The sequence below is a fragment of the Virgibacillus salexigens genome (genome assembly GCF_014905415.1).
Classification (GTDB): Bacteria; Bacillota; Bacilli; order Bacillales; family Amphibacillaceae; genus Virgibacillus; species Virgibacillus salexigens.
Genome location: NZ_BNEO01000002.1, coordinates 800,097 through 813,260 on the forward strand (window position 1 = coordinate 800,097; position 13,164 = coordinate 813,260).

General features: G+C 35.1%; 15 protein-coding genes. 3 read left to right on the top strand and 12 right to left on the bottom strand.

Features of this window, described 5'->3' with window-relative positions; translation table 11 throughout:
• Positions 1–171 precede the first annotated feature (171 nt).
• The 4 genes from JKP73_RS11815 to JKP73_RS11830 form a co-directional block, all read right to left on the bottom strand.
• On the bottom strand, positions 172–2,076 hold the full coding sequence (locus JKP73_RS11815) for an LTA synthase family protein (protein ID WP_021291123.1): 1,905 nt from the start codon (positions 2,074–2,076) through the stop codon (positions 172–174).
• A gap of 162 nt (positions 2,077–2,238) precedes the next feature.
• Complete coding sequence (locus JKP73_RS11820; RefSeq protein WP_021291122.1) at positions 2,239–3,216, bottom strand: ROK family glucokinase; 978 nt, start codon at positions 3,214–3,216, stop codon at positions 2,239–2,241.
• A complete protein-coding gene (locus JKP73_RS11825) occupies positions 3,213–3,431 on the bottom strand; it encodes a YqgQ family protein (protein WP_021291121.1) in 219 nt (72 codons plus the stop codon). The genes JKP73_RS11820 and JKP73_RS11825 overlap by 4 nt, the downstream gene beginning before the upstream one ends.
• An 83-nt stretch (positions 3,432–3,514) precedes the next feature.
• On the bottom strand, positions 3,515–4,972 hold the full coding sequence (locus JKP73_RS11830; RefSeq protein ID WP_160807086.1) for a spore germination protein: 1,458 nt from the start codon (positions 4,970–4,972) through the stop codon (positions 3,515–3,517).
• Between the two features lie 147 nt (positions 4,973–5,119).
• Here JKP73_RS11830 and JKP73_RS11835 point away from each other — a divergent pair, with 147 nt between their 5' ends.
• Entirely contained in the window at positions 5,120–5,986 is an 867-nt protein-coding gene (locus tag JKP73_RS11835; protein ID WP_021291119.1) for a hypothetical protein, read from the top strand.
• A 51-nt stretch (positions 5,987–6,037) separates the two neighbouring features.
• On the opposite strand, the gene JKP73_RS11840 is transcribed toward JKP73_RS11835, so the two are convergent.
• From JKP73_RS11840 to JKP73_RS11870, 7 genes are all read right to left on the bottom strand, one after another.
• On the bottom strand, positions 6,038–7,609 hold the full coding sequence (locus JKP73_RS11840; protein WP_160807085.1) for a rhomboid family protein: 1,572 nt from the start codon (positions 7,607–7,609) through the stop codon (positions 6,038–6,040).
• A gap of 112 nt (positions 7,610–7,721) precedes the next feature.
• The gene (yqgO, locus tag JKP73_RS11845) at positions 7,722–7,913 is read right to left on the bottom strand and encodes a protein YqgO (protein ID WP_021291117.1); all 192 of its coding nucleotides are present in this window, start codon (positions 7,911–7,913) and stop codon (positions 7,722–7,724) included.
• 53 nt (positions 7,914–7,966) lie between these two features.
• Positions 7,967–8,536: a 5-formyltetrahydrofolate cyclo-ligase gene (locus JKP73_RS11850; protein ID WP_021291116.1), complete on the bottom strand. Its 570-nt coding sequence runs from the start codon at positions 8,534–8,536 to the stop codon at positions 7,967–7,969.
• A 124-nt stretch (positions 8,537–8,660) separates the two neighbouring features.
• Positions 8,661–8,810 carry a 50S ribosomal protein L33 gene (rpmG, locus tag JKP73_RS11855; RefSeq protein ID WP_021291115.1) on the bottom strand — a complete coding sequence of 50 codons (150 nt, stop codon included), beginning with the start codon at positions 8,808–8,810 and terminating at the stop codon, positions 8,661–8,663.
• 163 nt (positions 8,811–8,973) lie between these two features.
• Positions 8,974–9,153 (bottom strand): twin-arginine translocase TatA/TatE family subunit, encoded by a 180-nt coding sequence (tatA, locus tag JKP73_RS11860; RefSeq protein WP_021291114.1) that lies wholly within the window; start codon positions 9,151–9,153, stop codon positions 8,974–8,976.
• Positions 9,154–9,191: 38 nt separating this feature from the next.
• Positions 9,192–10,907, bottom strand: a complete 1,716-nt coding sequence (locus JKP73_RS11865; RefSeq protein WP_200411265.1) for a GMC family oxidoreductase — start codon at positions 10,905–10,907, stop codon at positions 9,192–9,194.
• Between the two features lie 27 nt (positions 10,908–10,934).
• Positions 10,935–11,690: a gluconate 2-dehydrogenase subunit 3 family protein gene (locus JKP73_RS11870; protein WP_438874670.1), complete on the bottom strand. Its 756-nt coding sequence runs from the start codon at positions 11,688–11,690 to the stop codon at positions 10,935–10,937.
• A gap of 111 nt (positions 11,691–11,801) precedes the next feature.
• Between JKP73_RS11870 and JKP73_RS11875 the strand changes: the two genes are divergently transcribed.
• On the top strand, positions 11,802–12,491 hold the full coding sequence (locus JKP73_RS11875) for a hypothetical protein (protein ID WP_021291111.1): 690 nt from the start codon (positions 11,802–11,804) through the stop codon (positions 12,489–12,491).
• 75 nt (positions 12,492–12,566) lie between these two features.
• On the opposite strand, the gene JKP73_RS11880 is transcribed toward JKP73_RS11875, so the two are convergent.
• Positions 12,567–12,743: a YjzC family protein gene (locus JKP73_RS11880; protein WP_200411267.1), complete on the bottom strand. Its 177-nt coding sequence runs from the start codon at positions 12,741–12,743 to the stop codon at positions 12,567–12,569.
• A gap of 193 nt (positions 12,744–12,936) precedes the next feature.
• On the opposite strand from JKP73_RS11880, the gene JKP73_RS11885 reads away from it, so the two are divergent.
• On the top strand, positions 12,937–13,152 hold the full coding sequence (locus JKP73_RS11885; RefSeq protein WP_021291109.1) for a hypothetical protein: 216 nt from the start codon (positions 12,937–12,939) through the stop codon (positions 13,150–13,152).
• Positions 13,153–13,164: the final 12 nt, after the last annotated feature.

Genomic DNA, 13,164 nt, shown 5'->3' on the forward strand with positions numbered 1-13,164 from the left:
CAATGATTTTGTAACCCCTTACAATGAATCAAACATCCCCATCCTATGCGTATGTTTGATAGGTTAATTTATGTTTATATTATCGTATAATCATCATTTGCACCATTCTTTAGTTACAATAGAGCTGCCCTATTGGGACAGCTCTATTGTAAATTATTCACCGCTATTATTTTATCGCTCATTAAATTCAATAAACCGGAATAGATCCCCATAAATCAAGTCATCGGAGTAATCTAATTCTTTTTCTACTTTTTCCCTAATGGGGGTACAAGATTTTGTTTTATTAGTTGCATCTGTTCGATCACTTTCTTGATCCTCAATCGATTCTCCAGTCTTTCGGTCATAACAAATATTATTTGCAAACACATACTCGTCACTAATAAAATTCCCGTTTCGAAGTGCAATAAAATCTTTTCGTGTTTGGCTAAATAAATCTGTTCCAAATTGAATATCGTTTTGTGTTTCTAAGCCTAATAAACTTAATATCGTTGGTTTCACATCAATTTGACCCGATATTTTCGATTCTACCCTTCCTTCTCCATGTCCAGGTATATGAATAAAGAACGGTACACGTTGCAGTTGAACGTGATCATATGGCGTAATCTCTTCTTTATCCAAATACATACTCATTGCTCGATTATGATTCGCGCTAATTCCATAGTGATCACCCATAATTACGATAATGGAATCTTCATATAATCCAGTCTCTTTTAACTGGCTAAAGAATTGTTCAATTGCCTCATCCATATATCTAACTGTAGGAAAGAAATTATTTAAGGTTTTCGAATTGGAATGATAGGGATCAATCGATTGATCTTCATCATCTAATTCGAACGGGAAATGATTGGTTAATGTGATTAATTTTGCATAAAATGGTTGCTCCATTGATTTGAGAAGTGGAATGGACTGCTCGAAATATGGCTTATCCTTCAAACCCCATCCAATTGAATTTTCTTCGGTTACCTCATAAGACTCTTCCCCGTAAAAATGATCAATTCCTAAACTTTGATACATTTGGTCTCGATTCCAGAAACTTTTATTATTAGCATGTAGAACACTAGAATAATAGTTTTCCTCTTTTAATATTTCAGGCATTGCATGATATTCATTCTGAGCATGTGTAAAAAATACCGCTCCTCTTGAAAGAGGGTATAACGAATTTTCAACAATAAATTCAGAATCTGATGTTTTTCCTTGTTCCGTTTGATGATAAAAATTCTCGAAATAATACGTATCCTTATCTTCTGTCAACCTGTTTAAAAAAGGAGTGATCTCTTGACCATTTACATCATTATTTATTACGAAGCTTTGAATCGACTCGGCATTAATAAAAATGACATTTTTACCCTTAGCAACCCCAAATAATGCCGACTTTTCATCTGTTTTAACGTTCTCATTAATGTAATCTTGGATCTTAGGTATTTCATTGCCATCGGCAAATACACGTTGTGTTTTTGCTTTTGTATGAGTAGCAATATCATAAATATGATAATTAAAGAGTCCGATATTTTTGACTAAATATTCACGATCAAACGCACGAGTGAATAATTGTGGGCGCTCCATTTCAGCAAGAAAGAAATTACCAGCTAATAAAACAAGAGACATTGCTAAAGTAAATACTTTTCCATTTCTAGGATAATAAACCGTCCACCTATCCGGTTGCTTCTTGCTTAAATACCAAATGATTATAACATCTAAAAACAATAATATATCTAATGGCTTCACTAATGATAAAATACTTGAACCTAAATCAGCAACATTGCTTCCTTGGAATAGTTGAGGAATGGTGATAAAATCGGTAAATGATCGATAAAACACCAAATTGGCAAATATAATAAGCGTACCGATCAACGCAAGAAACCTTATGAACTTCAGCTGTCTACTTTGTTTTTTTATCCAAACACTTATGGCAAACACTAAGAAAGCTGAAACAAATGGATTTATAAATAATAATAACTCCTGCATTGCATTTTCCAAATCGATGGAAAACACAAATCGATACACCATGTATGTCTTTAAACCAAACAATAAGGTAGCTATAATAAACAATGGTATTTTTCTATAACTTACATCCATAACCGCTTCCCCCTGCTATTTTCACACTCCGTTTTCTTATCGATTCACTTGCATACCTGTCATTTCTTTCTATTATAAACGGTTTATTAAGTTTTTGTTAATATTATTTTATTTCCTTATATATGGTTATTACGATTTTGATTCAAAAAAGTTTCCTTCACCTTAATTTGCAAAGACAACATTCTCTAATTTTTGTTTTACTAAGAATGCTGCACCAATAATTCCCGCATCATTTCCTAATTCTGCTATTTTTAGTTCACAGTATTGACTTACTCGAACAAGTGCATATGTATTAAATGCTTTGCGAATCTCCGACAGCAGCAGGTCACCGGCCTTCGATACGCCTCCTCCTATTAGCACTTTAGAAGGGTTAACCATTGTTCCGATATTTGAAATTGTCATTCCTAATACATCTGCCGTATGAGTAACAATACGCATCGCAGTTTTATCCCCATCAGCAGCTAATTGAAAAACATCCTTTGAAGTAATACTCCCTTTTTCTGCTAATACGTTAGTTAGTAAACTTGTTTTCTCCATATCTATTTGTTTCATGGCTTGTCTAACAATTCCCGTCGCTGAGACGATTGTTTCTAAACAACCATTACGGCCACAGTTACATGGATAGCCATTCGGATCGATTGTCATATGCCCGATTTCGCCGCCCATCCCTGCTTCACCATTCACAATTTCTCCGTTTGCAATAATTCCACCACCAACACCCGTTCCTAATGTAATTGCAACTAGGTTGGCAGCCTGATTTCCTGCACCCCTCCAATTTTCACCTAAAACAGCTACATTAGCATCATTCTCAACATATACTGGTAGCTTCGAACGTTTACGTAATTGATTTCCAAAATCATAATTTTTCCATCCAATATTTACAGCTTCATAAACAAATCCTGTATCTCCTTCTATAAATCCGGGTGCACCTACACCAATTCCAAGTACTTGTTTTGTTGTAAATTCTTTCGCTTCCAACTTATTATTAATTGCTTCCCATACGTCATCAACAATGTGAATACCGCCATTTTCTGTATTTGTAGGTATTTCCCATTTTTCAATAATATCTCCTTGATCGTTAATAAGACCAAGTTTTGCAGAAGTTCCGCCAATATCTACCCCGATAATAAGTTCTTTCATTCACCTGTTCCCCCTTTTTTGTTCAACCGCATCCAATCTCTTTCTTTTTTTATAAGTAATTTTGCCTGAAGATAGCGTTCATTTTCAATAAAATGGAGCTTATATAATTCATCTAATTCCATTGCCATCATTTCTAAATCGCCCATACGATTACCAGTATAAATAAATGTACCATACTTCTTCAGTAATTGTTGAATATCATAAATCGTTTCCATTATTTTTATCACCTATATTATTATACTAAATTTAATATAGAAATAGAAATACAAACTTAAGTCATAAAAAGATCCAAATCGGATTAACGATCTGGATCTTTTGGATGTAGAAATGCTGGTCTCCGATTTTTCAATGGTATTGGCGAACGAAGAAAAACATCTCGAAATGGTCGATATGAAAATGGAAGGAATGGCCAAAAATATGCAATGTGGAATGATTTCATACGGGCTAAATATAATATCCACACTGTAATTCCGATAATATAACCAATGCCGCCTAATAAAGCTGCACAAAGCAATAAGAATATCCGAGCTAAACGATTAGCTAAACTTAATTCATAACTTGGAGTGGCATATGTTCCAATTGCTGCTACTGCCAAATAAAGGACGACTTCATGCGAAAACCAGCCTACTTGCACAGATACTTCTCCAATCATAATGGCTGCTACTAACCCAAGTGCGGTAGCTAAAGAGGACGGTGTATGAATGGCCGCCATACGCAGTACATCAATTCCCATTTCTGCTATTAAAAACTGAATAAGTAATGGAACGACACCAACTTCATCAGGTCCAATATATTGTAAATTTGCAGGTAAGTATTCCGGTTGTTTTGTAAACACGAAATATAAAGGAAGAATGAAGATGGAAGCAATAACTGCAATAAATCGTACAAGTCTTAAATACGCACCTACTAAAGGTTTTTGCCTATACTCCTCAGCATGTTGGAGATGGTGAGAATACGTTGCAGGGGTAATCATCACACTTGGAGATCCATCAATAATAATTATGACATGCCCTTCATATAAATGAGAAGCAGCAGTATCTGGTCGTTCAGTATAACGTACAGTCGGATAGGGATTCCAATGCCGGCCACTAATATATTCTTCAATTGTTTTCTCCGCCATTGGAAGTCCATCGGTATCAATTTTTTCTAACTTCTTTTTTAAATTATCTACCCTTCGATTATCGGCAATATCCTCTAAATAACACACACAAATATCTGTCTTTGATCTTCTACCTATTTGCATATATTCCATGCGTAACGACCGATCACGAACTCTTCTTCGTGTAAGCGCCGTGTTGAATACAATTGTTTCGACATAACCATCGCGAGAGCCACGTACGACCCTTTCTAAATCTGGTTCTTCCGGTGAGCGAGCGGGATAAGTTCTTGCATCAATCATAATGATTTTGTCTATGCCCTCAACAATAAGAGCAGCCGGTCCTCCTAACACCAGATCCGAAGCATTATTTAAATCGGCTACTTCTTCCACTTCGATATAAGGAATATACGTTTTCATTAACTTACTTAATACATCTGGTTGAAAGTCACTTTGTTGTAACTTCGCAAACAGCTTCATAATATAAAGTAAAATATCATCTTTTCCAAATCCATCTATTAAAAACAGAGACATATTAATGCCAGCATATTCTAAATCTCTTTGTATAATATCAAAGCTTTTATCTACTGCTAATCGTTCATTAATATAATCTCGATTTTTTTGAAAGTCCTTAAAAATCGGCTGTTTTTCATTATTCATTAGCTCACCTTTTCATAAATTGTGATAGGTATAGTTTGTTGCAACGCCACCCTATCTATTCATTATGAGTCCAAGGCTTGTTTTAATCATAAATATGAAAAACAGACATATATTGAAACAAGACAAGCATTAAAAGGCGGGGGATTAATGAAAAAATGGCACGTAATCATTACCGTTATAGCTGCACTTTGTGTTATTGCTATTATATATATAATTAGGCTAAATTCTATTCCTGCCATAACCTATTTTCCCATTGACAAGAATCGTTCTTTTTCAAATGCTGAAACAACCATCCAATTATTTTCAGAAAAGGGAAATGATAATTACGAAATTAATTGGAGAGCAGGATCGAGGACAGAGAATTCAGTATACTTACGACAAGATGTCTCTCTACTTTACGATAATGGTCGATTAAGAGGAGCTCTTACTAAATGGGTACAAGATACAGATACCATTCAATTAAAAGAAAAACTTCATCACGAAGACAGTAGTTTGTTTCAATCCATTTCCTTTCATCATGGGGAAGTACATTACCCTGATAGTCAAATAAAAAGTATTCATCAATTATCTAGTGATTACTTATATGTTATTGATTCTCCAACAACCTCTTTAGAATCGTTTAAAACACCTGAAAATAATTATGAAAAAGAGTGGAAGGACTTATTAGAACGTACGACCAAACAACAATTAATTTATCAATGGAACAAGCTCTTCCACCACTTTCAAATCGATTCCAATCATTATCTAACCGTACCACTTACCGACTTAGCAAAATATCAAGAAGAACCCTTACCCTCTTTGACAATGGAACAAACAGAGAAGATTATGGGACAATTATGGGAGGGACTATATAAAAATTACGTTATTCCGGTAGTTAATACTGAAAACGAGGAATTAAACAGTTACATTCCAATCGTATTATTTGATAAAGACCAAAAACACTTGCTTGTTTTATATGAACTGAACGGAAAGAAGAACAAATTAATCCAAAACTACTCCTTTACAGATCAGTAATTAATAAAATGCGAAATGCCCACTAGCTTATTATGCTAATGGGCATTTCATTTAATTTGGTGCATTTCCTATAATTTGTTCGTAGAGGCTTTTGATATCTGGATCGTCAGGGTGCTTTTGGTATCCTTTCTTTATGATAGCTTCTGCCTTATTTCTATCACCCCTGCTATCATACAAGATAGCTAAATTATGAAAAGCTTGCGGTAAACTCGTATCCAATTCAATACTTTTTTCTAAATCTTCAATTGCCTCTTGAGGCTGATTTAATTGAATATATGCATAGGACCGATGAAACAAAATAGCAGCATCTAGATCACCTTCACTATTTAAAGCCTGGTCACCTTGTGAAACAACTGTGTGGTAATCTTCTTGACCAATTAATCGTTCCATTTGCATCACATGATATACTTGATCATTTAAGTTATTACTAAAACCATATTGGATTATGCTAAAGATCAGTATAATATATACTATACATGCAGCAAGCTGCTTGAAGCGCTCTCTATGTTTTGGGAGATGAACAATTGCTGAAGCAATGAACCCTGCTACTAATCCACCTAAATGTGCTCCATTATCTATTTGTGGAACAACCAACCCAAAGACGACATTTATCCCAATTAAAATTAACACATTTGTACCCATCGTCTGAAAAAAGATTCTTCGATTATGTAGTCCAAAAAATAATAAAGCTCCGAATAACCCAAATAATGCTCCCGAAGCTCCTGCAGCTATACTCGGTGAAAATGCAAAGCTAGCTATTCCACCACCAATACCTGCTAAAAAGTAAATAACTAAGAAACGCCACGATCCGAAGATGCGCTCGACTAACGCACCTAAATAATAAACAGCAATCATATTCATTGCTAAATGCAGAAACCCAATATGGAGAAACATCGAACTAATAATTCTCCACCATTGGCCATCTTCAATCATTGCTGGATTGTATTTCGCTCCGAACTCTATTAAAGTATTCGTGTTATCACTGCCACCGCTTACTTCCATCCAGAGAAACAAACTTATACATATAACTAATAGTATATAAGTAAATCGTGGCTTTCCAAAAGAAAAAACAGCTTGAGCTTGTTCCTTAAAATTAACAACACGTTGTTTAACATATGTTTTGTAATAAGATAATTGTTCTTCTTTTTCTTGCTCATCGAGGGATGTATCTTCTAACTCAATCGCCGGAAGGTCCATTTCGATAGCCTTTGTGATTCTGTCCATTTCATCATCATAACTGCTTTCAGAATTTCTTTTCGATAAATAATATACGTTCATCATCGTTGGTTTTTTTTCATTAAGTTGCATCGGTTTCTTTAATACTTCCCAATCATCTACTGGTGTATGCTCCGATATGTAAATATTATGTATGTTAATTGTTTTTGCTTGTAGCAATTTTTTCATTGCCTTTACTTTTTGAAACACAAGCGCTATATCTTTTTTTAAATGATTTTTCCAATCAAATCCTTTTGTTGTAAATCGAATTACTGTCGATTTACTCCCTTCATGTTGTTCCAACCATATCTCGTGTTCTTGTTCACTTACATATAATACATCATACTCCAGCTTGGTGATGAAGTGGTATGCAAGTTTGTACATTGTATATTGTTCATTGATATACATTTAAAATCTCCCCTTAGACTTTCATCATACCAAATCCCCCTAGACTTTTCTCTGATTATGATAAAAGAAGCTGTATATGCACAACTTCTTTTTCACTTAAGTCTCCGTTTTCTCAGGAAAGATTCTTCTTTTGAAACATTCCAGGTATCATATTTGTACGAATGGATGGTATATTCATCGAAAGATTCACTGCTAATTTTCTTAAAAACCCTATTGCTAATAATGTATTCATTATTCGAAAACGCCATTTATACAATAAGCTTACAGCAGCGATCATGCCTGACAATAAAAATAGAATACGCATTGTAACACCTCTTTTTTTCATGGTGTTATTAGTTATGAGCTTCCTTTTCAATTTTATTCATGACGGTTTGTAACGATTTCACTTTCTGTAATCAGTGTTTCAACTGGAAGATCAAATGGCTCTACAGGTATAACATCTACTAACTGCCTACTATGTAAAATAGATATGGTTTTATTAAAATACGCACTTAAGAGTCTATCATAATAACCACCACCAAACCCTATTCGATAACCAGCACGATTAAAGATAATTCCAGGAACTATTAATAATTCTATAGTATGAAGGTTTACTTCTTCCGTTTCTGCTAGTTTGGGCTCTAGTAAATGAGCATATGCCACTTCTAGTTGATCATATGCATAGAGTTGAAAAAACTTAAGGGCATTTTGTTGCGGAAAACATTTTGGTACACATACTCGCTTCTTTTGTTCCCAAGCGGTTTCAATAATTCGACGTGTATCCCATTCAAATGCTTGAGAAATGGTTATTCCAATTGAATTCGAATTTTTCCAAAGTTCGGTTTGGAAAAGATTGGTATGTAGCTTTGCTTCGATATCGTGACGCTCGTCTAAACCAATGGTTTTTAGATTCTTTATCATTTGTGCACGCAATTGATCTTTATTCATCTGTTCCCCACCTTTCCCTTATAAGAAACATAGCATAGGTAATGAGATCATAGTTAAAAGTTAATCATGATAGAACGTAAAATAAAACCCTTATCTAAAAAGATAAAGGCTTTTTTACAACTCATTATTTCGTTTCACGATGTAGTGTGTGTTTTTTAAGACGTGGACTGTATTTCATAAGCTCAATACGTTCAGGATTTGTACGTTTATTTTTCGTAGTAATATAATTACGATCTCCTGTTTCTGTACAAGCTAAAGTAATATTTACGCGCATGTTTTTCCCTCCAAACTTTACCTATATTGCTCCATAACCTGCGATTAATTCATTTCAGACTTAATTATAATATCAAATGTTTGTTAAACTATCAAGTAAGACAACAACTTTTATTCAAAATCAACCAAAAGCAGGCTGTCTATTCAGACAACCTGCTTTTGGTTTAGCTATTTTTTGACTCGGTAGACTCTTCATCACTCATTATTTCTTTGGTGGACTTCTTGAATTCAGCTAACGTCTTACCAATTGCCGATCCAATTTCGGGTAATTTCTTTGGACCAAATATGATTAACGTAATAATTAGAATGATAATCAAACCTGGTATTCCAATATTTGAGAGCATTTTTCCACCTTCTTTCTCTGGATCAACCTATTCTACCATCAGGCAAGTTGCCCACCGTTTTTGCTGTACTTGACAATTCCTTCAGCTGCACGGTAAGCTAAAGCACCAACTGTATCAGTTGGATTATAACCGCTATTATGTGGGAAAGAAGAAGCACCAACAACAAACAAATTATCCATATCCCACATCTGTGAGTAATTATTTACTGCAGATGTTTCTGGATCGCCCCCCATAATCACTCCACCGGTATTATGAGTTGTTTGATAGGTATTAATTTCATAAGGTCCTAATTCTTCCATTGCGTCAATTCGGTCTGCACCCATTTCTTTAAGAATTTCTTTTGCTTTCGTCGCAGTAAATTTCGCGAGTTCTCTATCTTGATCTTTGAAGTCATAAGTCATTCGAATCAACGGATCTCCAAATGCATCTTTATACATTGGGTCAAGATCCAAATAGTGTTGTTTAAAAGGCAGACTAGCTCCCATTGCTCCTATCGATAGCGTTTTATTAATATATTTCATTGAATTCTGTTTGAATTCTTTTCCCCAGGTTGGAGAATCAGCAGGAATAGGATTACTTTGGATCGGTCGCTTTCCAGTTTGAGTTAGCGATAAATATCCACCATGTAAAAAATTAACATCCGAATGATCAAAATTATCGCCATTGAAGTCATCAATTACCATACCTAAAGAACCAGCACCCGCAAAGTTATTAAACTTTTTATCCTCGAAGAATCCAGTTGCAGAACCTTTAATTATTTGATATGCATAATTTTTACCAATAACTCCTCTTCCGGTTGATGGATTATATGGACGACCAATTTCCGAGTTTAATAAGAGTTTTACGTTATTAAATACATAGCTTGTAAGTACCACCATATCAGCTGGTTGTTCAATTTCTTCTCCTGTTGTAACATCCGTATAGAGAACACCAGTCGCTTTACCATCCTTATGTAAAACTCTTCGTACCCAAGAATGCGTTCTTAAGTCGAATTTACCGGTGTTTTTAGCAATCGGAATAACGGTAACTACAGGATCTGCTTTTGCGCCGTATTCGCATCCAAACCGTTCACAAAAAGCGCAATATTGGCAAGCCGCTCTACTTATTCCATCTGGATTTGTATAATTCTCGGATAAGTTGGCAGACGGAATTGTATAAGGGTGATAATTTAAACTTTCCGTAGCTTGTTTAAACATTTTCATTTGTGGTGAATGCAACATCGGTTTCGTTGGATACTTATTTGAACGTTTTCCCCCTAACGGATTTTCTTCTCCTGAGATACCAGCCATCTTTTCAAATTTATCATAATATGGTTCAATTTCATCATAAGTGATTCCCCAATCTTGAATCGTCATATCTGCAGGGATCTTATCCTTTCCATAACGTTCGATGGTGCGAGTACGAATTTCAAAATCATACGGTAAAAACCGGAATGTCTGTCCATTCCAATGAACACCAGCCCCCCCTACACCATCTCCTAAGAGAAAAGAACCGTATTGACGCATCGGCAGCGCACGCATTTTTTCATTTCCTCGAAATGTTAATGTTTCTTTCGATAAATCGGACATTAATTCATAACGAACGGCATAGCGTAATTCATCATGCGCCATATAGTAATCTTCCGTCTCCCGTTCTTGTCCTTTTTCAAGACCAACGACATTTAATCCTTGTTTGGTTAGTTCAGAAGCTATAATACCGCCACCCCAACCAACACCAACGATTACTACATCTGTTTTTGGTAATTTCTTGACCATTCTTATCACCTCTCATTTCATTAATTCCTACATATGATCGCGAAGACTTCTAGGTTCAATTTGTTGGAATTCTTCACTTTCAATAACCTTTGTATAATTCATTTGGTCACCTGGATAATCCCTCATTTTCCAGCCTTCCATATTTCGATTACCCCCATACAGCGGATCGCTATAAACTCCTTCTAATGTCATACTTCTGATCAGATTAAAAAATCCACTTGCTGAGATTGTTGTTAAATTTACATTATCCTCTGCAAAATCTGTTAGTACCGTATCTTGTTCTTCAGCAGTTAGATCCGTGAATCCTTTTTCGAATTTTTCATGACTATAATTCTGCATTTCACGAATACCGATTCGAAAGATTTCCCGGCGCTTTAATCTTCCCTGATACCCTTGTGTCTTCTCACCATGAAAGAATGGTGGGTTCATATAGTCTCTTGCATTAAAACCATAGGACCCAGCTAATTGATGATCAATATAAAAGGCAACTCCTAATGATTTAGCCCCTGGCCCAAGGTCATCTTCTGGAAATATCCGTTCAGTGGCAGCTTCAACTACTTGAAATTCCACTTGATTAAAGTTCATTAACGCTTGATTGAAGTTTTTCGTTTCATTAGCAGCTTGTTGTTGTTCTTTTTCCTCGTTCCCCCACGGGATAACGCTACCTAAAACTCCACCAACTGCTAAACCACCGACTGCAAAACCAGAATTTCTTAAAAACTTTCTTCTTGAAAGACTATCTTTGTCCAATTTTTCTTCTTCATTATGGTTATCTTCAGCCAAAAGACTCACCTCCTTAATTAGTAATCTTATTATGTCACCAAAAATAACCACTCATACATAAAAAAAATCGGGACATAATATTCATAAATCTTATATATGGAGGATAGGTCTATGAAAAGAAAATGTAACAGAATGATGTTGTTTCTCTTTTTAATAACTGCAGCATTATTAACTGCATGTACAGATAATAATGATGGTGCCATCGGTGATACTGATAACACGAATGATATGAATATGGCTAATGTTTCAGACCATGCAAACAATGATAATGTAAACGATCCAAATATTATCCCTAGTGAAACAAGCGATAAAACGAGAACAACAAATAAAAAAGGGACAACCTACAGTGGAATGGGACAGAATCTTTACAGTTCCATCGGAAGTTCAGGGATTCACGAGGGTGGCGTTTCTTCCTTTTTTGAATCTATATTAGAAAGCGAAGGAATTACTGGAGTAAAAGTATTCGTTGTTGACGATTCCGTCGTATTGGCTAGAGATGAAGAAGCTACTACAAGCCATCAATATGACAATATGCAAAAGGATGTCTTAAGTGGAACGGATGGTTTGTCTTCCAAGGGTGAAACGAAAGACGTTGAAAACAACACAAGCGGTAATTCAGGTGACAACCTTGAACAAGCCAAACAAAAAATGAATACACTTTTTAATGGTGATGTAAAGATCTTAACAGCAACCGAACCTGGTGCAGTAGACTTAATTGAAAGCATTAAAAGTAATATTATGGATGGTGCTTATCAAAAGGCATCCGATCAATTATTAGAACTATTAAATAAAACAGAATAAATCCAATCATAAATTACCCCCCTGCTCTACAAGTCAGGGGGGTAATTTTCGTATGATCCACTTTATGTGTATCCGTTAATTTTTATCATAGGTCCAGACACGATTGTGATTCGAAGTTTGAGGAAATTTTTCACCAGCTTTTAGTTTTACCATTTTCGGCTCATTCACACTACTACCTGTCTCACCAATTTCGATATAGACACCATTATTTGGCGCCTTTTGTCCAATGCGAAAGTGGCTATATTCGCCCATTTAAAACACCTCCACTAAGTCGCTATACAAAACATATTCTTTACGGAATTATCCCAAATATACTATCGGTGATAAGAAAATCAAAAATAACTTGGGACTATTCGATTAATTTCGCCAAAATTTTATCTTTGACCATGGCTTTTATACCTTGTTTTATGTTATAACTATTATTGAATACGAAGGAGGTAGTCACATGATATATGCAATTATTTCCATTATTGTCATGGGAATTGTTTTACTTGCTATATCCTTTTTCATGAATGACCGAATTGAAGAGGTTGAAAGTCAGCTAGAACAGTTTTCAATTACAACAATGCAAGATACATATCAAATGAAAAAAAAGATAAAGATCTTGGAAGAAGAATTGCTTACAGAAGATTTTACTGACGAGCGAGTAGAAAATAAATAGTTGGATAGAGGG